We start from the raw sequence: 23,174 nt of genomic DNA, 5'->3' as shown, positions 1-23,174 counted from the left end.
CGATGATGGCGTACGACGAACAGGAAGATATGGTGCAACAGGCAAGCGCACCTGAACGGGTTCAGCACGAACAACCGCTCGTGATCGTCGGTATCGCGGTTTCAGCGCAGTCGCTTCGCTCGCTCGAGCAGATATTCTCCGAGATTGGCGTGGGCCTCGGCGCATCCTACCTTGTGGCAGTTTACCAGCAGGAGGGTCTTAGCGCCGCGACCGTGCTCGAAACGCTGGGGAGGCAGGAGCGACTGGCGGTGACGGTCGCAGCCGATGGAGAGCGGATCCTTCATGACCATATCTATATCGGTGGCTCCGACGACATGATGACCCTCGAAGACGGTCATATCCGCGTCCGGCCGGCCTCTGAACCCGTCGGACATCGTGGCACGGTCGATACCATGCTGATCTCGCTGGCAGAACATGCCCACGAGCGCGCGATTGCTGTGATCCTGAGCGGGCTTGACAATGACGGCACGGCTGGGGTCGCGGCAACCAAGAAGTTTGGCGGCCTCTCGATCGTGGAGATAAGCGATGGAGAAAGTGGATCTCTCGAGGAAGGCAGAGGAGCAGTGGCGATCGCGGACCTGCGTCTGCCGGCCCAGAGCATCGCAACGCAGATCGCGCTTTATGCGAGCAATGTTATCGAGGAAGAAGAGGCTGGTCTGGACGAGGAAGCGTCCGGCGCCATCGAGGCGCAGATTACCCAGATTGCCACCGTTCTTCGCAATGTCACCAGCCATGACTTCCACGGATACAAGCGCGGGACATTCACGCGGCGCGTCCAACGGCGCATGCAGGTGCTGCAGATCGTCAGCATCGACACCTACATCGAGCGATTGCGCGCTAGCCGTGAGGAGGTACAGAACCTCTTTCAGGACCTGCTGATCGGCGTCACGCAGTTTTTTAGGGATCCGAGCGAGTTCGATGCCCTTGAGCGCGAGATTCCGAGGCTGTTCGAGGGCAAGGAGCCGACCGACCAGGTGCGCGTCTGGGTGCTGGGTTGCGCCACCGGCGAAGAAGCCTACTCAATCGCAATGCTGCTGCGCGAACATGTGGCCACCATGGATTATCCCCCGGAAGTGCAGATATTCGCGACGGATCTCGACGCCCGCGCACTGGGAATTGCGCGCGCCGGGCGCTATTCCGCTGCGATAACATCCCAGGTCCAGCCAGAGCGGCTCGCTCGCTGGTTCGTGCGAGAAGGCGATACCTATTGTGTCGTCAAGGAATTGCGGGAGATGTGCATCTTCTCTCCTCACAACATCGTCAAGGATGCACCATTTTCCCGCATCGACATCCTGTCTTGTAGAAACCTGCTGATCTATCTCGACAACGAATTACAAAACCGGGTCATGCCGATATTCCACTTTGCGCTTAGGCCGAGCGGCATTCTGTTTTTGGGTTCCTCGGAGAATGTTACACGCCACGCCAAGCTTTTTGCACCCGTCGACCGCAAAAACCGCCTGTTTCGAAGGCTGGAAACGGCAACCCGGATCATTCCGGACTTCCCGCTCAGTCCACGTCCGCGCAGCCCCGACCATCCGTTCTCGGCACCAGCTCCCATGCTGCAGACCGGCCGGCTGTCGGTAACCATCAGCCGGCAAGCAGAGGTCGTAGCAGAGCGCTTCGCCCCAGCCTATGTGGTCGTCGATTCGCACTATGATGTTCTCCACTTCTCAGGACGCACAGGCCGCTATCTCGAACCGGCATCGGGAATGGCGACACTCAACCTCCTGAGCCTTGCTCATCGCGATCTTCGGCTCGATATGCGCTCCGCCTTGCAGCGTGCCACGACGGAAGCCGTCAAGGTCGAAGTTCCGAGGGTGCTGTTGCGCCAGGACGATCGCACCTACGCCGTCAATATAATCGTCGAACCTCTCGGCAGCGGCGACGTCACCTCGCTGATGGTGCTGTTTCAAGACGCAGGGCAGGTGGCTGAGGGGACGGCGCCCGACGGAGGACGGCTGACGAGCGAAGAGCACGTCCAGCGTCTCGAGACTGATTTGCGCCTTACGCGCGACCGGCTTCAGGCGACCATCGAGGAACTCGAATCCACAAACGAAGAGCTCAAATCGTCCAACGAAGAATATCAGTCGATCAACGAAGAGCTGCAGTCTGCCAACGAGGAGATGGAAACCTCGAAGGAAGAACTGCAATCTGTCAACGAGGAACTGCAGACCGTCAACGGCGAACTGGCCCATCGTGTCACCGAACTTGACCGCGCGAATTCGGACTTGAAGAACCTGCTCGAGGCGACCCAGATCGCTACTGTTTTCCTCGACAACGATCTGCGCGTCAGAAGCTTCACGCCGGCGGCAACCGAAATATTCCATCTGCTTGACACGGATGTCGGGCGACCGCTGGATCATGTCGTATCGCGCGTGGCTTATCCGGAACTGCTGGACGATGTTCGACTTGTCCTCAGAACGCTGATGCCCGTGGACCGGAAGGTCAGCGACCCCACGGACAACCGGCATTACGCCGCGCGCGCGCTGCCGTATCGCAGCGTCGATAATTATATCAGCGGAGCTGTCGTCACCTTCACAGATCTGACGGGGACCTACGAGGCGGAGATGGCGCTTCGACGCAGCGAGGAACGCCTGCAGCGCGTTCTGGAGACAGATGCGGTCGGCGTGGTTTTTCTAAATGAGGACGGTGTCATCTTCGACGCGAATGAAGTGTTCTTGAAGATGTCCGGGTACAGTAGGTCACAAATGGAGCGCGCAGAGCTGCACTGGCGCCGGCTGACCCCGGAGGAGCACATTGCCGAGACCGAAGCCCAGATGGCAGCTTTGAAAGAGACTGGCCGCATGGGGCCATATGAAAAGGAGTATTTCTTAGCCGATGGTGCGCGTCGCTGGATGTTGTTTGCCGGGCGCGATCTTGGCGACGGCACGATCGCTGAGTTCTGCATCGACATCTCGGCACGGAAACAAGCACAGGCAGCTTTGTGGCAGGAGGAGGAGCAGTTCCGCCTGTTTGGCGAAGCCTCTTCCGACGTGTTGTGGATCCGCGACGCGGAGACGCTGCAATGGAACTACCTCGCGCCGGCTTTCGAGACCATCTATGGTGTCGAGCGCCAGCAGGCCGTGACGGACAACAATTTCCGCAGCTGGGCGGAGTTGATCATCCCTGAAGACCGGGAACAGGCGCTCTCCGAGATTCGTCGCGTGCGAAACGGCGAGCGTGCGGAATACGAGTACCGCATCAGGCGCGCCTCTGACCACGAAATCCGATGGTTGCGTAACGCCGAGTTCCCGCTTTTCGGAGAGGAAGGAAATTTCACGCAGATCGGTGGTATCGGCCGCGATATCACCGATGAAAAGGCCTCTGCCGACCGTATGAAAGTCCTCGTCGCCGAGCTTCAGCACCGCACGCGCAACCTCATGGCCGTCGTCCGGTCGATAGCCGACAAGACCATGCGTACCAGCACCGATCTGGCGGATTTCCACAAGAAGTTCCGCGACCGGCTGGATGTGCTGGCGCGGGTGCAGGGCTTCTTGTCGCGGCTACAGGAGGGGGATCGTATCACCTTCGATCAGCTCATCCGCTCCGAACTGGCAGCCCACGGTGTGCCGGAAGGCGAGACGAGCCGGGTTACCTTGCAAGGTCCGGAAGGTGTCAGGCTTCGCTCGACGACTGTCCAGACGATGGCATTGGCGATGCACGAGCTTGGCACCAATGCCGCCAAATACGGAGCGCTTAGCCAACCGCAGGCGCATCTGGCGATCGTTTGGCGTGTCGAGCAACAAGGCGAAAGCGGCAAGCCATGGCTGCATGTCGATTGGCGGGAGAGCCGGGTGAAGATGTCGCCCGCCGATTCCGGACCGCAAGGGGGCGGCCAAGGTCGTGAACTGATCGAACGCGCGCTGCCCTACCAGCTCGATGCGAAGACGTCCTATGTTCTTGGTAAGGATGGAGTCCATTGCACGATCGCAATCCCTGTTTCCCTCAGCAACCTGGTCGAGGATGATGGTCATGGCTGAACGGATGCTCGTCGGATACCGCGTGCTTGTGGTCGAGGACGAATTCATGCTGGCGGAAGACCTATCCCTGGAGCTGGCTGACGCAGGGGCCATCGTCATTGGCCCGGCGCAATCTCTGGAACATGCGATTGAGCTGCTGGCCGTATCGGATGTTCTTGACGCAGCGGTCTTGGACGTCAACCTGCATGGTGAGCCGGTATACCCGGTTGCCGACAGGCTTCTGGAACTCCATGTTCCCTTCGTGTTCACGACCGGCTACGACGCCTCTGTTTTGCCGGCGCGGTTCAAATTAATTGGCTGCTGTGCCAAACCCATCGATATGACGCGGCTGTTGGAAGCGTTGCAAATTGCTATCGATACCTCACGACAGGCGTAGCCGCGTGGTCCGCTATGGACCGAAATCCTCTGCTGATCCGTCGACAATTACCGCAACGGTTCGACCCAGCTTATACCGGGGCCCATGCTTTTCATCGCAGGGCAAGCAACTCGGCCTTAAGCCTATCAAGGTGAGCAACATGCATGACCTGCGACTCTTCAAAAATCACCAGGAGTCGTTGCGCTTCTTTCGCGTCGGAGCCGCGGTCGGTCATCTCAGCCACGATCTCGCGCTGCCGAGCGATGTGCTGTCCTCCTAGCGCCACATGCTCTCGTGCCTGCTGCAGATGTTTCTCCACCATACCTCTGTCCATCTCAATGTCCTTCTCTCCCAGCGATGATCATGCGCTTATTAACGAGCTTAGGAAACGGCCAATCACTGCTCGCGGCATCGAGATAGGCCGCGAGGTCACGCTTCCTTCTCGGATATTCCGGCGGCCGGCATCGCTGTCTTGGGAGAATAGATCTGGGGCGCGACGATCCAGCCGACGATGTTGTCGGCGGAATTGTTGCCGGCGCAAAGACGATCAGTCGATGAGGTTGTTTCCGAGCATCGAGAGCAAGGACCCGCGTGCCCGGCTTACACGGCTTTTCAACGTGCCGATCCGGCAACCGCACAGCCTTGCAGCGTCCTCGTAACTCGTTCCGGTCGCCACCAATATCAGTGCCCGGCGCCTGTCGTCTGGAAGTTGCACGAGTGCTCGTTGCAGCTCCCGCTCCCGCAGCGCCCATTCCTGGCTGGGCGCAATCGCGACTTGTTCCATGGCCGCGTCCATTGCGGTCGGCTCGCGTTTCTGTCGGCGGTAGTTGGTGCAAAATGTGTTTCGCAGGATTGTGAACAGCCAGGATTTGAGAGAGGTGTCGGGCTTATAGAGGTGTCGCGAGTTCAATGCCTTCAGCAGCGTTTCCTGCACGAGATCATCGATGTCGTCCTCGCTGCGCAGGAACCTCCGGGCAAATGCACGTAACGCCGGCGTCAACTGGACGATCTCCGACTCAATGGCGGACGTTGTTTTGCAATGCGACGCTGAGCTTGTTGGGAACGAGCGCTTCATTTTTTCCTCCCGTAATAAGAAGGAAAGCGGTGTGCGCGCTCTTCGTTGCTGTACGATACCGGACAAACCGCATCGTTGTGATCGATCGACCGATTTTCCACGAGATTGACGCTTTCAGCCGGCCGAAGGGCTGGAGACAGACGAATATCTTCGTTGCTCATGATCGGAGATGCCGAAGCACCTCGGGGCTTTAAACTTCCACCTCGCCGTAAAGTTGGCCGCACATCGTCATCGATCGGCGCATCGCGGCCACGCGCTCTTCGGCATCTTGAGAGGAATAGGCCCATATTTCAGTCGCCCAGCTTTTGCCGTCCATATCGTATTGCAGAGCGAACCTGTAGAGCTTCCGATTATCACCGTCCGTGGTCACGAAAGGGGCATCGGGACCGTCGTGACTGTTTCTCACTCTGTTGAACATCAGGACATTCACAACATGCTCCTCGGCTACATCTCCTCGCGCGGCTCCCGGGACGAGGCGCCGCTCCAGGGCTTAACCATGGCGTCTGGATTTCGTTCCCGCTGATAAGGCCATCCCAGCGATCGCGACCGGCAATTGCGCAGTTCTCATTGGTCGCCGTCCCCTTCGGTAGAGGCGCAAGCATCTGCGGTCGGGATCCGGCAATTCGGAAAGCTGAGACCATGGCTGATCATCGGAAAACCTACAGATATTACGTGATGCTACAGGTGTCGGCATGGTCAGCCTGCTAGTGTTTGGGCTCGGAAAGCTTCCTCCTGAGCGATCGCAGGATGCGTGGATGCGTGCATGGCAAAATGTGGTGTGGCTCTTTTTCTTCTTCTGACGAGTTGCGGGCATCCGGGCGGCGTGATGACACCGGTTTCAACGTCATCGTCGATGCCCCCGACAGCTAGGGTCGACATGCTGGTCGCGACCACGCGCGAGCCTTCGGGAAGCCCCGCCACGCTCTTCAACGGCGAGCGCAGTCCCAAACCGCATCTGACCCAGATCTCGATTTCTATCCCGGCAAAGCGCGAAGTCGGCACCGTGCAGTGGCCAAAGCGCCTTCCTCCGAATCCTGCCACCGACTTTGCCGTGACCAGTGTTCAGCAGATCGACACGGTGGCACAAGGCCGCGTCTGGTTCCGGCAGCATGTGAACGGCGGACATGCGCTCGTCTTCGTTCACGGCTTCAACAACACCTATGAGGATTCGGTTTTCCGGCTGGCGCAGATCGTCCACGATAGCAAGATGCAGGCGACGCCGGTCTTGTTCACCTGGCCGTCGCGAGCGGAGATCACCGCCTACGAATACGACAAGGAAAGTACGAACTATTCGCGTACGGCGCTGGAGCAGGCACTGCGCACGCTGGCAGCTGATCCCAACGTCAAGGACATCACCATCATGGCCCATTCGATGGGGACTTGGCTTGCCATGGAATCTCTGCGGCAGATGGGGATACGCGACGGCCACGTCAATTCGAAGATCCACAATGTCATACTGGCCTCGCCTGACATCGACATCCAGGTCTTCGCCAAACAATATGTGGAGATGGGCGAGCCACGTCCAAAATTCACGATCTTCGTCTCTCAGGATGACAAGGCGCTTGCGATCTCCAGCTTCATCACGGGACGCGTCTCCCGTCTCGGCGCGATCAATCCGGCCGAAGAGCCCTACCGCTCGAAGCTGGAAAAAGCCGGCATCACCGCCATCGACCTGACGAAGGTGAAGAGCAACGACAGTCTAAACCATGGCAAATTCGCCGAAAGTCCCGAGATTGTCCAACTCATCGGTCAGCGCCTCATGACCGGCCAGACCCTTACCGATTCCAAGGTCACATTGGGCCAAGGCATTACGGCCGTCGTCGGCGGAACGGTGACCAATATCGGCACCGTTGCCGCTACCGCGGTCGCGGCACCGATTGAGATCATCGAGCAGCCCGTCATACAGAAGAGACCCCCACGATCCGCTAAGGAGACACTCGACGGCGACCTGAAGCAACAAACGCTGACGCAGTGAGGAGTTCCAGGTTGAGATGGCTTCTTTCCTTCATCGCCGTTTTTCTCTTCGCGTTAAATGCATGGGCGCAGACTCCACTGGCGGAACCGCAGCAGAAAATCGACGAACTCGTTCGCCTGCTGCAGGATCCGGACGTAAAGGCCTGGCTCGATAGCCGCAAGCAGAGCGAGCTTGCGACACCCGTTTCACCGGCGGGCAATTCGGCCTTGGCCAAGTGGGAGGCTGGGGCGCGGCTGCGGGTGAACCAGATCCTTTCGGCGATACCTGCGATACCGGCGGAAGTGACGGCGGCGGCGACGAGAGCAAGGCGCGAAGCCGCCAGCAGGGGCTATGCGCCGGTCTTCGTGATATTCGGCGGCTTGGTCGCTTTCGGTCTCGCCGCCGAGGCGGTGTATCGCAGGTTTGCCGCGCGCCGCGAGGCATTGCTTGGCCGGCTTATCCCGATCGGCATCTTCGCCGGAGCGATGGGTATCGTATTTTTCGCGATCGACTGGCCGCCACTCGCACGTGTGACGCTTCTTGCTTATCTCTCGGCGTTTATCCTGTTTCGATTGGCTGCCGCGCTCCTGTCCGTGGCGGCAATGGGTTCCGCCCTGCGCAGGAGGCTGTTGGTCCTGTCCGGGCTCATTTGTTTTGCGCTCGCCACCGCGGCCGTCGGCGAGCCACTCGGCGTTTCCCCTGAGATCAGCTATGCTATCAGCTACTGCTTCTCGGTGGTTGGACTGCTGCTTGCGATCGAGGCAGCATGGTCGATCTGGGAGGGAAGCCGCGCCTGGAAAGTGGCGATAACGGCCTACCTCGTCGTCCTGTGGCTCGTCTGGTGTCTCAATATGAGGGGCCTCTTCTGGATCGGCATCTACGCGCTGGTGTTGCCGGGTATCCTGAACGCCGTCGGTCGCCTGGCGCTATCCTTCACCAGCGATCCCGGTAGCCTGCACGGTATCTTGGTCGCGCGAGGGGCACGCGCCGCGGTTCTCGTCCTCGCCGTGGGATGGCTGGCGCTTGTCTGGCATCTCAATCCGGACACGCTGGGTCAGCGCGATCCGATGATCGCCGCGTTTTTTTACGGCGGCCTGAAAAGCGTTCTCATCCTCGTGGTTGCCGACCTTCTCTGGCAGATGGCACGGGGCTGGATCGACCGAACGCTGCGCGTATCGACCGGCACGACATCGCTCGCGCCGGCGGACGCGGCCCGACGTGCCCGGTTCCGCACGCTTCTTCCGATTTTTCGCAACGCATTGGCCGTCGCTGTTGCGGTCATGGCGGGACTGATCGTGCTGGCGCAATTGGGTGTACAGATCGGTCCGTTGATCGCGGGAGCGGGCATCTTCGGTGTGGCCATCGGTTTTGGCTCACAGACTTTGGTGAAGGACATCATTAACGGTGTGTTCTATATGCTCGACGACGCTTTCCGTGTGGGCGAATACATCCAGGCCAAGGATTACAAGGGAACGGTGGAGAGCTTCAGCCTCCGCTCGGTTCGTCTGCGCCATCATCGCGGCCCAGTGTTCACGGTGCCGTTCAGCGAACTGGGTGCTGTCGAAAACATGAGCCGGGACTGGGTGATCGACAAGTTCAGGATCACCGTCGGGTTCGATACCGATATAGACAAGGCGCGCAAGCTGACCAAGAAGATCGGAGCAGAACTGGTGGAAGATCCGGAACTCGGGCCGAACTTCCTCGAGCCGCTGAAAATGAAGGGCGTCGAGCAGTTCGGCGACTACGGCATCGTGTTGAGCTTCGCCATGACTACGGTTCCGGGTATGCAGACGTATATCCGTCGCAAGGCCTATGCCAAAATTCGCGAGGTGTTCCTGGCCAACGGGATCGCATTCGCGCAGCCGACGGTGCAGGTCGGAGGAGACGAAAAGGGCGCCGCGGCAGCCGCTCAAGCAATCCGCGCGCAGCAGGCAAACGCGGCGACGCCGGCTAAGTGAGCCTGCCGGCAAAGCAGATGAGACGCGCTGGAGCAGGATGCCTTCAAGCCGGCCAGCCCATAGTCTGAATCCTGTTCTAAATTAATCGGTTAAAGCATGATTTCGTCCGAAAACCGCTCACACTTTCGGCATCTCTAAGGTTTCAAATCATAAGCTTGTTGCGATGCGCGAAGCTCCACCAATGTCTTGCCGACACAGCTGCCGCCTCCCGCCCCACCGATCGCCTTAGCCTTTCCATCAAGCGTGATCGTGCCGGCGATCCGATCAGATGCCACATAAGTCGCCACACCGTCATGGGAGACCCGCGATATGTAAAACGCATGGTACGTCTCATTGTACTTGCAATGGATGACCAACGGAAACTGGGAGAAGGGATCGTCCTCGGCGCGGGCGACGGTCACTTGAGAAACCGCCCCCAACGCTGCCGCGCCGATCAAGCCTGCAACAAATCCCTTGGTCGGTCTTTTGCGGGACGCATCTGTCATGGTTCAATCCCCTTTGTTGCGGTCCAAAGCGCGTCGCATCAAACTTTATTCATCCGACGCGCCTTAGGCCTTTGTTTTTGGGCATGTCGTTATCCCGGAACCGCTGCACACTTCCGGGCGACATGCTTTAGGCGATGGCCGCTTTCGCTAAATCGTTAAGGCGATGAGTGCATCGCGGTCGAGAAGCCGGACAATTCGTTGCGATTTGCCGTTGAGACGAAGGATGTGTTTTTCCCGCAGCTTCGTGAAAGAGCGGGCAACCGTTTCAACCGTCAGGCCAAGATAGTCGGCAATGTCGCTGCGACACATCATGATATCGAATTCCGGATCCTCGGGATGACGGTCAACCATCTCCTGAACAAAGGCCGCAAGGCGCTTCAGCGCGCTTTGCTCGCTGATGATGAGTTGTTTTTGCTGTGCCTTCGCAAGGCCCGTCAGGGCAATCTGCAAAAGATCGATGGGAACGACTGCGTCCTGATTGGTACGAAACGGTCTTATGCGAGTTTCGCAGATGGCTTCTGCAAAATCGGTTCGCACATTTCCGATCTCGAGCCCGAACCATTCGCCCTTGCCGCAGAACGATAAGATGTGCCGCTGGCCGTTCGATGTCAGGCGGTATATCCGGACTGCGCCTGCTTCGACCTGGTAGATCGCAATAACGTGTTCGCCTTCGCTATAGATCGTCTCGTCGGCGCTGAATTTTATTGACTGATCTTTTGCCGCCCCTGAACCCGCCCTGTGGCGGTGGTCGGGAACCGTCGTGTATTTTCCGATCGCCTGAGCCTGAAACATGTGAATCGCCCCCCATCCGACGCTGCAGCATAAGCAATCGTTGCATGTCCCGGTATTCGAGATACCCCTTACGTATTGCTACGGAAGCAGGCGATCACGGACTGGTGTATAAGCTATTGCCCCTGGAGAGCCGTATCGCGGGAGGTCTAAATGGCACCGGAAGAGGGAGGGGACAGCCAGGCACGACAAGAATCCGCAAGCATTCGTGCTCAGCTTGATCGTATGCTCGCAAGTTCGGAATTCCTCGCTCCCGAACGCGGGCGCCGCTTTCTCCAATATATCGTAGAAGAGACGCTCGATGGGCACGGCGAGCAGCTCAAGGCCTCTACGATTGCGCAGGCGGTATTCGGACGCGATGCCTCCTTCGACGCGCAGAACGATCCTGTTGTCCGTATCGAGGCGGGGCGTATCCGTCGCGCAATCGAACGATACTATCTCGTTTCCGGAGGCAGCGACCCGATTCGGATCACCATTCCCAAGGGGGGCTATGTTCCGCACTTTTCGAGCGGTGAAAACGACTCCAAGCCAGGCGACGTGTCTGCGCCAAGTTACGAGAAAAAGGAAAATCCCCCCGGACACGAGCGACCGCTGACCTATCGAGATCTCCTCCTGCCGATCGGCATTCCGGCCCTGTTGGGCGCTATGGCGGTTCTCGCCCTCATCCGTCCCCTCGCATCCTACCTCTTGCCGGCGGGGACGCTGCCAGCTCCTGCCCAGTCAATGCTGAACAGCAAGACCAGGATTGTCGTCGAACCCTTCGCAGCCCTCGGGGCTACCGCGCAAGGAGCAGACTTTGCGAAGGGAGTGGTCGATCAACTCATCGCCAAGCTCGTCAAGGTGGACGACTTTGTCGTGCTCGCTCCCGGGCAATCCGGCATGGAGCCTATCGGCCCGCTCTTCAATTTGCAGGGAAGTGCTCTTGTCGAGGGCGGCGCGGCTCTACGTCTGCATGTCCGCCTGATAAACGGCGCCGATGGCACGGTCGTCTGGGCAAATCAATATGATCGCGACCTCAGTGATCAAACCATTCTCGATGTCGAGGATGAGGTTGCCGCTCAAATCACGAAGGAGATTTCAACCAGCCGCAAGCTGGGCCGTTCGGGCTCCGAGCCATAGCCGTCGCATTTTGAGTCTTTACCGTCGTCTTCTCGGGTGATCGGATTTTGGGGCGACGCGCTATTTTTACGATGGGAGGTTGACGGCCACGCCAGCGGCGCGCAGCCCGTCAAAAAACCGCTCCTGATCTTCCGGGCGCTTAAGGCGTAGGGAAATCTCCTGGCGGATGTTCGTCATCAATGCGGGCGCATTGACATGGAGCCAATCCTGTTCCAGCTTGGCTTCATCCATCTTCCCAGCGGCTCCAAGAATGGATAGCAATACGAGGTGACGCATCGGGCTGCAGTCGAGATCGGATTTTCGAGACCACCGTTCCGCGGCTTCCATATCGCCCCGCATAAATGCGCAGAGCGCCATGCCGCCTTGGTAATAGCCTTGGGGGCCGACATTTTTGTCGATTGCGACTGATATCAACTCGCAGCCTGATTGCCATTTTCCGGACATCGCCAGTCGCAGGCCGTATTCGCCCGCAACCTCCACATCGTTCGGATTTGCAGCATAGGCTGCAGTCCCGGCCGCCAGTGCCTTGTCGATATCCCCCCTGAAGAAGTTCACCAGCATACTTGCCCGCAGCACCTGGGGATCGTGCGGCGCGAGCGAAGCGGCCCGTTCGGCCGAAACGGTTGCAAGTTCGAGAGATTCGACAGAGGGCGATGTCCCGAGCTTGTAGCGAAATCTGATTTCGTCAAGGTAGACCATGGACAAGAGCGCCCAGGATGTAGCGCTATCAGGCGTTCGCCGGGTTGCCTGCCACAAGCATTCGCGTGCAGCGCTATGACTTTGAGCGGTCATCGTCTGGACATAACTCTGATAGGCCAAGGTACAGACATAGGCATCCCGGTTGCCCTTCTCCATTGGCGTGGCGAGCACACTTGTGTCGGCCTGAAAGATGGCGCCATGGGGCTGCGCTATGGCGCCGACGATTTGCCGGGCGACACTTGTTTGAATGCCGAGCTTGTTTTGAGCGCGAAGATCGGCATCGAAATTACTGGCCCAAATGACCGCCCCGTCTGCTTGGCGCACCAGCCTTGCAACCGAGCGCAGCTTGCGTCCGTCCATCTGGATGTTGCCTTGAAGCGCGTAGTCAGCAGCAGCGGTATGATCATTTCTTGACGGATCGGCGACGACGACGATGTCATCGCGTTGGGCGAGCTGGCCAATAATGTCGTCCCTCAGGCCGCGGGCGATATCCAAACTGGAGTCAACGGAGCTGCTCGTTGCAAAAAACTCGACAGCGACCGTCGGCATGGAGGCAGCTGACGGCGGAGAACTGGTCTGGGCATGTCGCGCAACCAAAAGTCCCGAGGCAAGCGCGAGGAAAAGAAGCACGAATACGGCCAGAAGTCCGGTTGCGACGCCGCGAGCGGTCGGCAGCGCCGGAGGCTGCCCCTCCTGAAGCGGATGTCGTTGATCCGCCAGGTCTGCGGCAGGCGCGTTTTCCGGGTCGCTCCGAGGTGGCGCCGGTACCGACGCGTCCCGGGTATATTCGAAATGCGGCACGTATCCGCCCTTAGGCACCGTTATGACGACCGCGTCCGCGTGGCCTGCGACGAGATAATAGCGTTCCAGGGCTTTTCGTATCCGGCCAGCCTCTATGCGTACGACCGGGTCATTCTGCGGGTCAAATGAGGCTTCCCGACCAAAAACCACATTTGCAATAGTAAATGCCTTCAGGAAGCTTGCTCGTCCAGCGAGCGTTTCGTTGACAACAAACTCCAGGAAATTTCGCCCACGTTTCGGCGCGTGAAATTCTTCGCTTCCGAGAATTCGCTGAACTTGCTTGCAGATTTCCTCAGCGGTCGGTGTAAGCGTGCTGAATAGATTGACCTTTGCTGCGTTTCTCATGATCGCCCCCACGACTTGATCACGCATTTATAAGCGTCTTCTAAAGCACCATAGCTGAGTAGATTGCAGTTGCAAAGGTTAGTTTTGGCCTATCGAGCGTAGGCTGGCCAGACCGGTGAGGTCGGTCCGGTTTCAGTCGACTGCGCAACCGCGTCAACGGTCATGGCCATGCGCATGAGTTCCGCCAGATTGCGGGCGCCCATCTTGGCCATCACGTTGGCGCGATGGACTTCCACCGTACGCGAGCTGATACCCAGATGATAGGCGATCATCTTGTTCTGCAAGCCGTCGAGCACGCCGGTCAGAACCTGATGTTCGCGATCTGTGAGCTGACGAACACGCGCCGCGACGCTCTCGGAATCGACGATTGTGTGACTTTGCCGCCTTTGACCCATTGCCAGGTTGATGGCCGCGATCAGCGCTTCCTCCCTGAGAGGTTTTTCCAGGAAATCCGATGCCCCCGCCTTCATCGCGTTAACGGCTGCACCGACATCGCCCTGGCCGGTAATGACGATTGCCGGAACGTCCGCACTCAGCCGATGCAGGCGCTGAAGCAATTCGATGCCGTCGACATCGGGCATGCGCAGGTCCGTGATCAGGCAGCTTCTACCCGAAAGGGGCAGAAGCTCCAGAAACGCGTTTGCGCAGCTGTGCGCCCGCACGGCAAAACCTGCCGACACCAGCAAAAATGTCAACGATCGTCTCAACGACTCCTCGTCATCGACGAGATGGATCGTAAGGTCGTTCGCCATCTGTCTTGGTCTCCACCAGCGGAATTGAGAACGAGAAGATCGAACCGCTCTCTCTTCCTTTGTGTGCGCTTATGCGGCCCCCATGCGCTTCAACAATGCGCTTGCACAATGCCAGGCCCATACCGAGGCCATGTGGCTTGCCGCTCACGAAGGGGCGAAACAACGTCTCTTCCATCTCGGCTGCAATCCCACAGCCGTTGTCGGACACTTCAACGACGAGAGACGAGAAGTTCTCTACTGTCGTCCGGATCCCGATAGAGGGCTGCTCGGCACACTCCGTCGCCTCCAAAGCGTTGCGGAGGAGGTTTGTGAGCACTTGCACCACCTGAACGCTGTCTGCGAGAACGACGTCCCGCGCTGCCTTGAGTTGGAAGTTCGTATGAAGGTCTTTTCGCCGCGACCCCATAAGCGCGAGTCTTATCGCCCGATGGATCAGTTCGTGCATCTCCTGCGGTTTCCGCTCGGAGGTGCCGCGCACGGCGAATTCTCTTATGTTCTGGACAAGACTACCTGCCCAGAGCGCATTCTGTGTGATTTCCAACAGTGCTTCACGGAGTTCTTCGTCGCGCCGGGGGCCATCCGTGGCGAGGCGGCCGCAGCCTTGGGAATAAGCTGCGATGGACGACAGTGGCTGGGAAAGTTCATGCGCAAGGGTGGATGCCATCTCTCCCAATTCAATCACTCTTGCAAGGCGGGCAACCTCGTGCTGAAGCTCCTGAACTTGCAGCAAAGTCTCGCTCTCGGTTTGATAGTCCTCGAAAATCGCCGCGGTGAAGAAGCCTTTTTCGCCGTGCTTTCTGACGATGGTCAAGGCAGTCGGGAATTGGGCTCCGCTCTTGGTGATCGCCAAGCCGGCACGCACTGCGCCGCGGTCTCCCCATCGTCCCTTGAGTTGAACATTCGGTGTCGCACGCCAGACAAAATCGATCTTGCGGCCAATCAACTCGCGCTCTTCGTAGCCGAACAATGCGACCGCAGCCCTGTTGCAAGCTGAAATTTCGTGGAGATGGCTGATGAAAAACACCGCATCCGGCATGTCTTCGTGGAGTTGCCGGATCCAATCCATCCGCAGCCCGTCTTCTTCTTCGGTCAAAGCGCCCACCGGCTCGGGGTGTGGCAGTTGCGGCGTCAAGGACCATGCTTGACCCACCACAATCGCGGCGGCGGCACTGGTTTCGGCAACGACATGCGGTGCCTCCATCTTGATGGACATGATGGTCTCCTCCGCCCTTTGAGACGCATTGGCCCTTGGGACCGTCGTTCTTCTCGACCGATGGCGTAATACTACCATCTTTGGATGAGGAACCGGTGTAGGATCGCGTAGCCTCTATTGTTCTTCCTTGGGGCTTTTGACGCGATCCTGTCGTTAGCGCTCGCCATGACCCTATTGATTCGGCTCAATGCGTCCGCTTCATTGTTCTATTATTGTGAGAAGCAAAGGCTACGTGGCCATGTGAGGGAGTTGAATGATCAGAACGTTTGTCCTGATGGCAACCTGATCTTTTACTCGAATGAGCGATGCCAAAAGCCGGTCGGATCTATCTCCGCACACAAGGCGCGTGATTGCTGTCTTATCGCAATGCCAGCGCATAGCGGGTTCATTCGATGGCCATAGGCAGCTGATCGAGGCAAGGCATGCCGGTGGAATAGCGTGCCTGAATGACACCTCGCATCCGGTCAACCCGATGAATCGTTGGGGGAGGGCGCGGCGATGTGGCGGTTGCCTGTCGAAGCTCCGTTCGAACTTGATATAGAGCTCGCTGTCATCGACGATGACGGCGTTCATGCGCTGGTTTTTCCTTGCCAGCGTCTCCCCGGTGGCTGGATCAATGCCATGACGGGTGAAGTGCTCGACGTTCACCCCACCCATTGGCGGGTATGGCAAATCTATCGATGTGTCGTTTCGGGCCTCCAGTGAATGCGACCGCATTCCCTTGGCTTCACCCACCACATACTGCGTTACCGATTGTCTGCGATCAATGACATGACCGAGCCGGCCCAAATAGTGTGATGGCCAATAACCAGCGGCGGCGCCGCGATCCAAAAAGCTGCAGGGAGGGCCACATGCGTGGTTTCGGCGTTCACTCGGAGGTTGGAAAGCTCAGAACTGTCATGGTTTGCAAACCGTCTCTGGCGCATCAGCGCCTGACGCCTGCCAACTGCCATGACCTGCTTTTTGACGATGTCCTATGGGTGCATGAGGCTCAGAAAGATCACTTCGATTTCGTGCTGAAGATGCAGGAAAGAGGCGTAGAAGTTCTCGAACTCCACGACTTGCTTGGCCAGGCGCTGACCAACAAGCAGGCACGTGACTTCATATTGGACCGACGCATCACTCCGAATGTACTCGGCTCGCAGATTGCCGAGGCGATGCGGCCATGGCTTGACGAGATGCCGGCCACACAGCTCGCCGCGTTCATGATCGGCGGCATCGCGATCTCCGATCTGCCGGAAGTCAAGGCCAAGTCGCTGATGCTCAGCGCCTTGCCGGAAACGGATTTCGTCATTCCGCCGATCCCGAACACGCTGTTTCAGCGCGACCCCTCCTGCTGGATTTACGGCGGCGTGACCTGCAACCCGATGTTCTGGCCGGCGAGACGCGCAGAGACACTGATCCAGCGGGCGATCTATAAGTTTCATCCGATCTTTCTGGGTGGCGATTTCCGGATCTGGTGGGGCGATTCAGACAATCAGTTCGCCAATGCCTCGATGGAGGGCGGCGATGTCATGCCGATCGGCAACGGCACGGTCCTGATCGGCATGGGTGAGCGCACGACTTACCAGGCCGTTGGCCAGGTGGCGCAGGCCCTGTTCAGGAGCAAGGCGGCCAAGAGGGTGATCGGCTGTCTGATGCCGAAGAGCCGCGCGGCAATGCACCTCGACACCGTTTTCAGCTTTTGCGATCGCGATGTCGTCACGCTGTTTGCCGAGGTCGTCGACCAGATCCGCTGCTACAGCATGTACCCCAGGGATGACGACGGAACATTCGAGATTCACCCCGAAAGTCAGTCGATGCTCGATGTTGTCAGCGAGGCGCTCGAGTTGCCGAAACTGCGCATCGTGGAAACCGGCGGCAATTCCTACCAGGCGGAGCGCGAACAATGGGACGACGGCAACAATGTCGTCGCACTCGAGCCCGGCGTCGTCGTCGCCTACGACCGCAATACCTACACGAACACACTTCTGCGTAAGGCAGGGATCGAGGTCATTACCATCCGTGGCTCCGAACTCGGCCGTGGTCGTGGTGGAGGGCATTGCATGACATGCCCCATCTGGCGCGAGCCTGCATACTGACGTTTTCACCCATGAAACACACCGACGGAGCAAGACAATGAGCTTCAATCTGCGCAATCGCTCGCTTTTGACCGTGCAGGACTATACGCCACGCGAATTCCGCTACCTCCTCGATCTCGCCCGCGATCTCAAGCGTGCCAAATATGCCCGCACCGAACAGCAGCACCTCAAGGGCAAGGAGATCTGCCTAATCTTCGAGAAGACCTCGACGCGGACAAGATGCGCCTTCGAGGTCGCCTGCTCGGACCAGGGCGCCAACGTGACCTATCTCGATCCATCCGGCTCGCAGATCGGCCACAAGGAATCCTTCAAGGACACGGCGCGTGTCCTTGGCCGCATGTATGACGCGATCGAATATCGCGGATCCGCCCAGCACGGCGTGGAGACGCTTGCGCGCTACGCCGGCGTGCCGGTCTATAACGGCCTGACGGACGAATATCATCCGACGCAGATGATCGCCGACGTGATGACGATGCGCGAGCACAGCGACAAGCCGATCGCCGACATCAAATATGCCTATGTGGGCGACACGCGTTCGAACATGGGGCACTCGCTTCTTATCATCGGCTGCCTACTGGGCATGGATGTGCGCATTTGCGGCCCCAAGTCGCTCTGGCCCTCCGACGAGTACATGACGATCGCCAAGGACCTGCAGCAGAAGTCCGGTGCGCGCCTGCTGGTCACTGATGATCCCAATGAGGCGGTCCGGGGGGTCGACTTCGTTCACACCGACGTCTGGGTCTCGATGGGTGAGCCGAAGGATGTGTGGCGCGAACGCATCAAGCTGCTAACGCCCTATCAGGTCAACGAAGCCTTGATGAAGGCAACCGGAAATCGTCAGACCAAATTCATGCATTGCCTGCCGGCTTTCCACGACACCGAGACGGTATTGGGCAAGCAGATCGCGGAAGATTACGGCATGAGCAACGGCCTTGAGGTCACCGACGACGTCTTCGAGTCCGAGGCCAATGTCGCCTTCGAGCAGGCGGAAAATCGCCTGCACACGATCAAGGCCCTGCTTGTCGCTACCTTGGGAGATTAGGATGCGGATCGTTATAGCGCTAGGCGGCAATGCGCTTCTCCGGCGTGGGGAACCCATGACTGCCGATGCCCAGAGACGGAATGCGCGGACCGCGGCTCATGCGATTGCGCCGTTGGCGGGCGAGCATGAGATCGTCATAACGCACGGAAATGGCCCGCAGGTGGGGCTACTTGCGCTTCAGGGCGCGGCCTATAAGCCGGAGGAAGCCTATCCGCTCGATGTTCTCGGCGCTGAAACCGAGGGCATGATCGGTTACATGCTGGAGCAGGAACTCGGCAACCTGCTGCCGTTCGAGCAGCCTCTGGCAACGCTGCTGACCATGGTAGAAGTCGATGCCGCCGATCCGGGCTTCCAGAACCCGACCAAATTCGTCGGTCCTGTTTATGAGAAGGCGGAAGCGGACCGGCTGCACGCCGAAAAGGCCTGGGTCTTCAAGCAGGATGGGGAAAAGTGGCGGCGTGTCGTTGCCTCGCCGGCGCCCATGCGCATCTTCGAAATTCGTCCAGTCCGCTGGCTGCTGGAACAGCGCACGATCGTTATCTGCGCCGGCGGCGGCGGCATCCCGACGATGTACGAAAAAGGGAGTGACCGGAAGCTGATCGGTGTCGAGGCGGTGATCGACAAGGATCTATGCTCGGAGCTTCTGGCGCGCGAGCTCTCCGCCGATCTTCTGATCATGGCGACCGATGCTCAGGCCGTCTGCACCGACTGGGGCAAACCGTCAGAGAAGGCGATCCATTGCGCCCGCCCCGATGATTTCAAGCAATTCTCCTTCCCGGCTGGATCGATGGGTCCCAAGGTCGAAGCCGCCTGCCATTTTGCGCGCACAGCGGGCGGGACGGCGGCAATTGGCTCGCTTGCCGATATTGCCGGAATGGTGCGCGGCGAGCGCGGGACGATCATCAATAGCGGCTTTGATTGCCTGAGCTGGCACTGAAGCGCGTCGCATCAAATCTGATTGATACGCGCTTTAGCTTTTTGTTCTTATGCATGGTCATTATCCCGAAACCGCTGCACACTTCCGGGCGACATGCATTGATCTTTCATGACAACTTATCGCGAGAGCGCCGGGTGCGTTGCTGCACTCGGAGCCGTCTCTTTGTCTCTCGCACCAGCTGCATTTCGCCTTTGCCAGACATAGACGGGGATGCCGAGCATCAGCAGGACCAGGCCATAAAGCACCGGCTCGGCGCCGGAGCCATAGAGAGTGAAGATCGCAAAGAGAAAGGCGATGAGCTCGATCGTGCTGACCTTTGGCATGTGCCCGTGCGTCACGCCTGCCACAAGGGTTCTGGCCAGCGAACAGAAGGCGTAGGGAACGACGGCGGTCATCGTGCTCAGCCCGACCATCAGCCGATAGACGGCGGCAAAGCCTTCTGAGCCGATCGCTTGAACCAGCACCAGAAGCGTTGCAAACGAGGCTGAAATGACCATGCCCCATGCCGGCACGCCGCGCGGCGAGAGCCGCGCGAAAAGCGGCGGAAAAAGCCCGTCGCGGGCAGCCGCCATCGGAACCTGGCCCATCAGCAGGGTCCAGCCGTTGAGCGCTCCGATCGAGGAGATCAGGACCGCGATAGAGATCGCCAGTTCGCCGGTGCGCCCCCACATGATCCCGGCGGCCTGGGAGAAGGGTGCTACCGAATGAACAAGCTGCTCGCGCGGGACGAGGCCCATCACCACGATGGTGCCAAGCACGTAAAGAGTGGCGGCGATCGAGATCCCGATCACCGTCGACCGGGGAATGGTGCGCTCGGCGTTCTCGACATCACCGGCAGGAACGGTCGCCGATTCCAGCCCGAGATAGGCAAACATCGTCAGTGGCGCCAGCGTCGCGACCGATTGCAGCAGCGGCTGGCCGCTCGGATTGAATTCGGAGAAATGCGACGGATCGATATAGAGAAGACCGATAATGGCGACCGCACCGAACGGGAGCAGCTTGGCATAGGTGGTAACCTGCGCGAAGAGGCCGGCTACATGAACGCCGCGAAGATTGACGAGCACGATCGCCCAGATCACACCGAGGGTCAGCACGGTCGCGGCGAAGCGATTGCCAAGGGCAGGGAAGAGATCGACCATCACTCCGGTAAAGGCAATGGCGATGACGGGCAGCGATGTCCAGATGGAGATCCAGTAACCCCAGGCGATCAAAAAGCCTGCGAAATCGCCGTAGGCGATTCTCGTATAGGCGTAGGGTCCTCCGACGGCGGGCACAAGGCTTGCAAGACGCGCGAAGGTGAGACCGAGGCAGATCGCACCGGCACCCATAAGGATCCACACGATGATCGCCAGATTGCCATAGGGCGCGACGGCAGCCGGGGAAAGATAAAACCCGGACCCGACCATATTTCCGACCACGATGGCGGTGCAGGCGGCAAGCCCCAGGCTCTTGCCGTTTGGCGACGTTGTCATGAAGACCTCCCGAGAATCTTCCTTTCCGTGCCGATGCGCTTTCGGACAGCGGTTCCTCGGCATGATCTTCCACCCAAACAATAGGCGCCGCAATCCGGTTCAATGCGTAGTCTGCAACCGTCCACTTTGCCGCTAGAACAGTGTGCGTGGCCATGCGGGAATGGCCTCTTTCCATTCATCATGCTCTCGCCTGGACACCATTGATCGAACTCAATGCCCGGCTCCTGCGCATGGGCTATCTTTCGCGCCGAGGATCATTTTGTTCTCAGGAGTTAAAGAGATGAAGATGGCCGTGATCATTGGAGTTGCCGCGTTGACTGCTTTCGCCGGTACCCTTCCGGTACAAGCCCAGCAGGATCGACGCGAATTTCGAAGAATGAACTGGAGTGAGAGTTTGCCTGACGCGGTGCGGGCTTATCACGGCAAAAGATTCACGATCGTGAGCTACAGGGTCGCAGGTTTTTCGGAGACCGGTTCACACCCACAACCAGGGAGTGAAGAACACGTTTCAGCTATCAGAGCCGCAATTCGGTCGAACAAATGGCTCGTGGCGCAGCTCAAGACCAAAAAGCTCGGGCCGAACGATATCGAGTGGGTGTCACGGGCACGCAACGGCAACATGACTTTTTATACTAAATGACGATTATCGGCGCTGACGTGCCCCACGAATGTCAGGTCAAGGCGGGTCGCACCGCCTCCCATGATCTCCCAGACGATGATCGCGAGTTTGTATAGCGGCTCACCTCGACCGAGCGGAAGACGCAAGCCTGGCCCACCGTGCTCCCACCACGGTAGCGGAGTAGGCCGAGACTGCCAGGCTTCTGCCATTGGGCGATGAGGCTGTCTAACCGCTGCCCTGGCTTTCGCAAATAGCCATCACAAGCGAGATTTCCATCCAAACTAAAGCATGTCGCCCGGAAGGGTGCAGCGGTTCCGGGATAACGACATGCATAAAAACAGAGGACTAAAGCGCGTCGCATGAATCAAGTTTGATGCGACGCGCTTTAGGCGCTGCAATTCGGTCGATGCAAAGTCGCCGATCGTTCCGAATCTTCCATGCTGAATGCCTTCAAGATTAGCGCGGAGACGTTAGAATGGGCGGACCGGTGACCGCGCGGGAGGTGGCGATGTCGAACGAACAGGGATTTTTGCGGATCTCGATCGCTGCGACCATCGTGGTTGCCGTACTCGGTGTCGTTTTCGGCATCCTTTCGGGCTCGTTCTCGATCGCTTTCGATGGCGTCTATTCACTCGCCGATGCAGCCATGACCGGGCTTGCGCTCTGGGTTTCGAGCCTGATCATAAGATCGACTAAGAGCGACGCCCGGTCCGGCAGGATTCGAAACCGTTTTACCATGGGCTTCTGGCATCTGGAGCCGATAGTCCTCATGCTCAATGGCTGCCTGCTGATGACGGTCGGGGTCTATGCGCTGATCAGCGCCATCATCAGCATCTTGAGCGGCGGCCATGAACTGCGCTTCGGCATGGCGGTCGCCTATTCCGCGGCGACCCTGCTTGTCTGCGTGATCATGGCCGTCCTCGGCATCCGGCTGAACCGCCGGATCAACTCCGATTTCGTCTCGCTCGACATCAAGGCCTGGATCATGTCGGGCGGCATTGCGTTTGCCTTGCTTCTCGCGTTCCTCGTCGGCATTGCCGTGCAGGAGACGCAAGCCGCTTGGCTTGCCAGCTATATGGATCCGCTTGTCCTGACGTTGGTCTGCCTGGTCATGATCCCGCTTCCGATCGGCACCGTCTGGAAGGCGCTGAGCGAAATTCTGCTGATTGCCCCGGTCGAACTCCAGCAGCATGTCGACCGGGTCGCCGCCGAAATGGTTGGCCGCCTCGGCTTCCTTTCTCACCGCGCCTATGTGGCCCGGGTCGGTCGGGCAACGCAGATCGAGCTCTATTTCATCGTACCCGAAGGGCTTCCTCCGAAGACCGTGGAGGAATGGGACGCTCTCAGAGACGAGATAGGGGAGGCGATCGGGGACGAGAGCGCCAACCGATGGCTGACGATCGCCTTCACCGCCGATGCGGAATGGGCCGAGTAGCCGTTATAAGGCATGTGCGTTCCCTGCTGATATCGAATGCTTCGCTTCACGTTGATTGCAATC

General features: G+C 58.8%; 20 protein-coding genes and 1 pseudogene. 11 read left to right on the top strand and 10 right to left on the bottom strand.

Annotated features, from left to right (window positions below; genetic code table 11):
* The first annotated feature begins 5 nt into the window (after positions 1 to 5).
* Positions 6 to 3,980: a CheR family methyltransferase gene (locus HJB82_RS20670; RefSeq protein ID WP_221141273.1), complete on the top strand. Its 3,975-nt coding sequence runs from the start codon at positions 6 to 8 to the stop codon at positions 3,978 to 3,980.
* Complete coding sequence (locus HJB82_RS20665) at positions 3,973 to 4,356, top strand: response regulator (RefSeq protein ID WP_207585796.1); 384 nt, start codon at positions 3,973 to 3,975, stop codon at positions 4,354 to 4,356. Before HJB82_RS20670 ends, HJB82_RS20665 begins: the two co-directional genes overlap by 8 nt.
* A gap of 91 nt (positions 4,357 to 4,447) precedes the next feature.
* On the opposite strand, the gene HJB82_RS20660 is transcribed toward HJB82_RS20665, so the two are convergent.
* From HJB82_RS20660 to HJB82_RS20650, 4 genes and pseudogenes are all read right to left on the bottom strand, one after another.
* On the bottom strand, positions 4,448 to 4,669 hold the full coding sequence (locus tag HJB82_RS20660) for a hypothetical protein (protein ID WP_221116248.1): 222 nt from the start codon (positions 4,667 to 4,669) through the stop codon (positions 4,448 to 4,450).
* A gap of 73 nt (positions 4,670 to 4,742) precedes the next feature.
* Positions 4,743 to 4,866: pseudogene (locus HJB82_RS32040) on the bottom strand (cytochrome C); the annotation flags it as partial.
* A 16-nt stretch (positions 4,867 to 4,882) separates the two neighbouring features.
* The gene (locus HJB82_RS20655) at positions 4,883 to 5,410 is read right to left on the bottom strand and encodes a sigma-70 family RNA polymerase sigma factor (RefSeq protein ID WP_207585794.1); all 528 of its coding nucleotides are present in this window, start codon (positions 5,408 to 5,410) and stop codon (positions 4,883 to 4,885) included.
* Between the two features lie 190 nt (positions 5,411 to 5,600).
* Entirely contained in the window at positions 5,601 to 5,840 is a 240-nt protein-coding gene (locus HJB82_RS20650) for a hypothetical protein (RefSeq protein ID WP_246762910.1), read from the bottom strand.
* 333 nt (positions 5,841 to 6,173) lie between these two features.
* On the opposite strand from HJB82_RS20650, the gene HJB82_RS20645 reads away from it, so the two are divergent.
* Together HJB82_RS20645 and HJB82_RS20640 are read left to right on the top strand one after the other, a co-directional pair.
* Positions 6,174 to 7,385, top strand: a complete 1,212-nt coding sequence (locus tag HJB82_RS20645) for an alpha/beta hydrolase (protein ID WP_207585793.1) — start codon at positions 6,174 to 6,176, stop codon at positions 7,383 to 7,385.
* Positions 7,386 to 7,396: 11 nt separating this feature from the next.
* A complete protein-coding gene (locus HJB82_RS20640) occupies positions 7,397 to 9,322 on the top strand; it encodes a mechanosensitive ion channel family protein (RefSeq protein WP_207585792.1) in 1,926 nt (641 codons plus the stop codon).
* A gap of 134 nt (positions 9,323 to 9,456) precedes the next feature.
* Here the strand turns inward: HJB82_RS20640 and HJB82_RS20635 are convergent, their stop codons facing one another.
* Complete coding sequence (locus HJB82_RS20635) at positions 9,457 to 9,807, bottom strand: hypothetical protein (protein WP_207585791.1); 351 nt, start codon at positions 9,805 to 9,807, stop codon at positions 9,457 to 9,459.
* Between the two features lie 147 nt (positions 9,808 to 9,954).
* Positions 9,955 to 10,599, bottom strand: a complete 645-nt coding sequence (locus tag HJB82_RS20630) for a helix-turn-helix domain-containing protein (protein ID WP_207585790.1) — start codon at positions 10,597 to 10,599, stop codon at positions 9,955 to 9,957.
* A gap of 150 nt (positions 10,600 to 10,749) precedes the next feature.
* Between HJB82_RS20630 and HJB82_RS20625 the strand changes: the two genes are divergently transcribed.
* Positions 10,750 to 11,715: a hypothetical protein gene (locus tag HJB82_RS20625; RefSeq protein ID WP_221131127.1), complete on the top strand. Its 966-nt coding sequence runs from the start codon at positions 10,750 to 10,752 to the stop codon at positions 11,713 to 11,715.
* Positions 11,716 to 11,781: 66 nt separating this feature from the next.
* Here HJB82_RS20625 and HJB82_RS20620 read toward each other — a convergent pair whose 3' ends face one another.
* The 3 genes from HJB82_RS20620 to HJB82_RS20610 form a co-directional block, all read right to left on the bottom strand.
* Positions 11,782 to 13,587, bottom strand: a complete 1,806-nt coding sequence (locus HJB82_RS20620) for a hypothetical protein (RefSeq protein ID WP_221141271.1) — start codon at positions 13,585 to 13,587, stop codon at positions 11,782 to 11,784.
* Positions 13,588 to 13,649: 62 nt separating this feature from the next.
* Positions 13,650 to 14,312 (bottom strand): response regulator transcription factor, encoded by a 663-nt coding sequence (locus tag HJB82_RS20615; protein ID WP_207585787.1) that lies wholly within the window; start codon positions 14,310 to 14,312, stop codon positions 13,650 to 13,652.
* Positions 14,278 to 15,525: a sensor histidine kinase gene (locus tag HJB82_RS20610; protein ID WP_207585786.1), complete on the bottom strand. Its 1,248-nt coding sequence runs from the start codon at positions 15,523 to 15,525 to the stop codon at positions 14,278 to 14,280. The genes HJB82_RS20615 and HJB82_RS20610 overlap by 35 nt, the downstream gene beginning before the upstream one ends.
* Before the next feature lie 498 nt (positions 15,526 to 16,023).
* Between HJB82_RS20610 and HJB82_RS20605 the strand changes: the two genes are divergently transcribed.
* The 4 genes from HJB82_RS20605 to arcC all read left to right on the top strand — a co-directional run bounded on the left by HJB82_RS20605 (position 16,024) and on the right by arcC (position 19,585).
* Positions 16,024 to 16,230: a hypothetical protein gene (locus HJB82_RS20605; protein ID WP_207585785.1), complete on the top strand. Its 207-nt coding sequence runs from the start codon at positions 16,024 to 16,026 to the stop codon at positions 16,228 to 16,230.
* Between the two features lie 146 nt (positions 16,231 to 16,376).
* A complete protein-coding gene (arcA, locus tag HJB82_RS20600; protein WP_207585784.1) occupies positions 16,377 to 17,606 on the top strand; it encodes an arginine deiminase in 1,230 nt (409 codons plus the stop codon).
* A 37-nt stretch (positions 17,607 to 17,643) separates the two neighbouring features.
* Complete coding sequence (locus HJB82_RS20595; RefSeq protein WP_207585783.1) at positions 17,644 to 18,648, top strand: ornithine carbamoyltransferase; 1,005 nt, start codon at positions 17,644 to 17,646, stop codon at positions 18,646 to 18,648.
* 1 nt (position 18,649) lies between these two features.
* Positions 18,650 to 19,585 carry a carbamate kinase gene (gene arcC, locus HJB82_RS20590; RefSeq protein WP_207585782.1) on the top strand — a complete coding sequence of 312 codons (936 nt, stop codon included), beginning with the start codon at positions 18,650 to 18,652 and terminating at the stop codon, positions 19,583 to 19,585.
* Between the two features lie 116 nt (positions 19,586 to 19,701).
* On the opposite strand, the gene HJB82_RS20585 is transcribed toward arcC, so the two are convergent.
* Entirely contained in the window at positions 19,702 to 21,057 is a 1,356-nt protein-coding gene (locus HJB82_RS20585) for an amino acid permease (protein ID WP_221141269.1), read from the bottom strand.
* A 280-nt stretch (positions 21,058 to 21,337) separates the two neighbouring features.
* Between HJB82_RS20585 and HJB82_RS20580 the strand changes: the two genes are divergently transcribed.
* Together HJB82_RS20580 and HJB82_RS20575 are read left to right on the top strand one after the other, a co-directional pair.
* The gene (locus HJB82_RS20580; protein WP_221141267.1) at positions 21,338 to 21,697 is read left to right on the top strand and encodes a hypothetical protein; all 360 of its coding nucleotides are present in this window, start codon (positions 21,338 to 21,340) and stop codon (positions 21,695 to 21,697) included.
* Positions 21,698 to 22,184: 487 nt separating this feature from the next.
* Positions 22,185 to 23,111: a cation diffusion facilitator family transporter gene (locus tag HJB82_RS20575; protein WP_221141327.1), complete on the top strand. Its 927-nt coding sequence runs from the start codon at positions 22,185 to 22,187 to the stop codon at positions 23,109 to 23,111.
* The last annotated feature ends 63 nt before the right edge of the window (positions 23,112 to 23,174 follow it).

Source organism: Rhizobium sp. NZLR10 (assembly GCF_019685125.1).
Taxonomy (GTDB): domain Bacteria; phylum Pseudomonadota; class Alphaproteobacteria; order Rhizobiales; family Rhizobiaceae; genus Rhizobium.
This window is presented reverse-complemented; position numbering and strand designations above follow the sequence as displayed.

What these genes read in the sequence shown, in the direction of transcription:
- HJB82_RS20670 (WP_221141273.1), top strand. Translation starts at nt 6, where the DNA reads ATGGCGTACGACGAACAGGAAGATATGGTGCAACAGGCAAGCGCACCT.
- HJB82_RS20665 (WP_207585796.1), top strand. Translation starts at nt 3,973, where the DNA reads ATGGCTGAACGGATGCTCGTCGGATACCGCGTGCTTGTGGTCGAGGAC.
- HJB82_RS20660 (WP_221116248.1), bottom strand. Translation starts at nt 4,669, where the DNA reads ATGGACAGAGGTATGGTGGAGAAACATCTGCAGCAGGCACGAGAGCAT.
- HJB82_RS20655 (WP_207585794.1), bottom strand. Translation starts at nt 5,410, where the DNA reads ATGAAGCGCTCGTTCCCAACAAGCTCAGCGTCGCATTGCAAAACAACG.
- HJB82_RS20645 (WP_207585793.1), top strand. Translation starts at nt 6,174, where the DNA reads ATGGCAAAATGTGGTGTGGCTCTTTTTCTTCTTCTGACGAGTTGCGGG.
- HJB82_RS20635 (WP_207585791.1), bottom strand. Translation starts at nt 9,807, where the DNA reads ATGACAGATGCGTCCCGCAAAAGACCGACCAAGGGATTTGTTGCAGGC.
- HJB82_RS20630 (WP_207585790.1), bottom strand. Translation starts at nt 10,599, where the DNA reads ATGTTTCAGGCTCAGGCGATCGGAAAATACACGACGGTTCCCGACCAC.
- HJB82_RS20625 (WP_221131127.1), top strand. Translation starts at nt 10,750, where the DNA reads ATGGCACCGGAAGAGGGAGGGGACAGCCAGGCACGACAAGAATCCGCA.
- HJB82_RS20620 (WP_221141271.1), bottom strand. Translation starts at nt 13,587, where the DNA reads ATGCGTGATCAAGTCGTGGGGGCGATCATGAGAAACGCAGCAAAGGTC.
- HJB82_RS20615 (WP_207585787.1), bottom strand. Translation starts at nt 14,312, where the DNA reads ATGGCGAACGACCTTACGATCCATCTCGTCGATGACGAGGAGTCGTTG.
- HJB82_RS20610 (WP_207585786.1), bottom strand. Translation starts at nt 15,525, where the DNA reads ATGTCCATCAAGATGGAGGCACCGCATGTCGTTGCCGAAACCAGTGCC.
- HJB82_RS20605 (WP_207585785.1), top strand. Translation starts at nt 16,024, where the DNA reads ATGTGGCGGTTGCCTGTCGAAGCTCCGTTCGAACTTGATATAGAGCTC.
- arcA (WP_207585784.1), top strand. Translation starts at nt 16,377, where the DNA reads ATGCGTGGTTTCGGCGTTCACTCGGAGGTTGGAAAGCTCAGAACTGTC.
- HJB82_RS20595 (WP_207585783.1), top strand. Translation starts at nt 17,644, where the DNA reads ATGAGCTTCAATCTGCGCAATCGCTCGCTTTTGACCGTGCAGGACTAT.
- arcC (WP_207585782.1), top strand. Translation starts at nt 18,650, where the DNA reads ATGCGGATCGTTATAGCGCTAGGCGGCAATGCGCTTCTCCGGCGTGGG.
- HJB82_RS20585 (WP_221141269.1), bottom strand. Translation starts at nt 21,057, where the DNA reads ATGACAACGTCGCCAAACGGCAAGAGCCTGGGGCTTGCCGCCTGCACC.
- HJB82_RS20580 (WP_221141267.1), top strand. Translation starts at nt 21,338, where the DNA reads ATGAAGATGGCCGTGATCATTGGAGTTGCCGCGTTGACTGCTTTCGCC.
- HJB82_RS20575 (WP_221141327.1), top strand. Translation starts at nt 22,185, where the DNA reads ATGTCGAACGAACAGGGATTTTTGCGGATCTCGATCGCTGCGACCATC.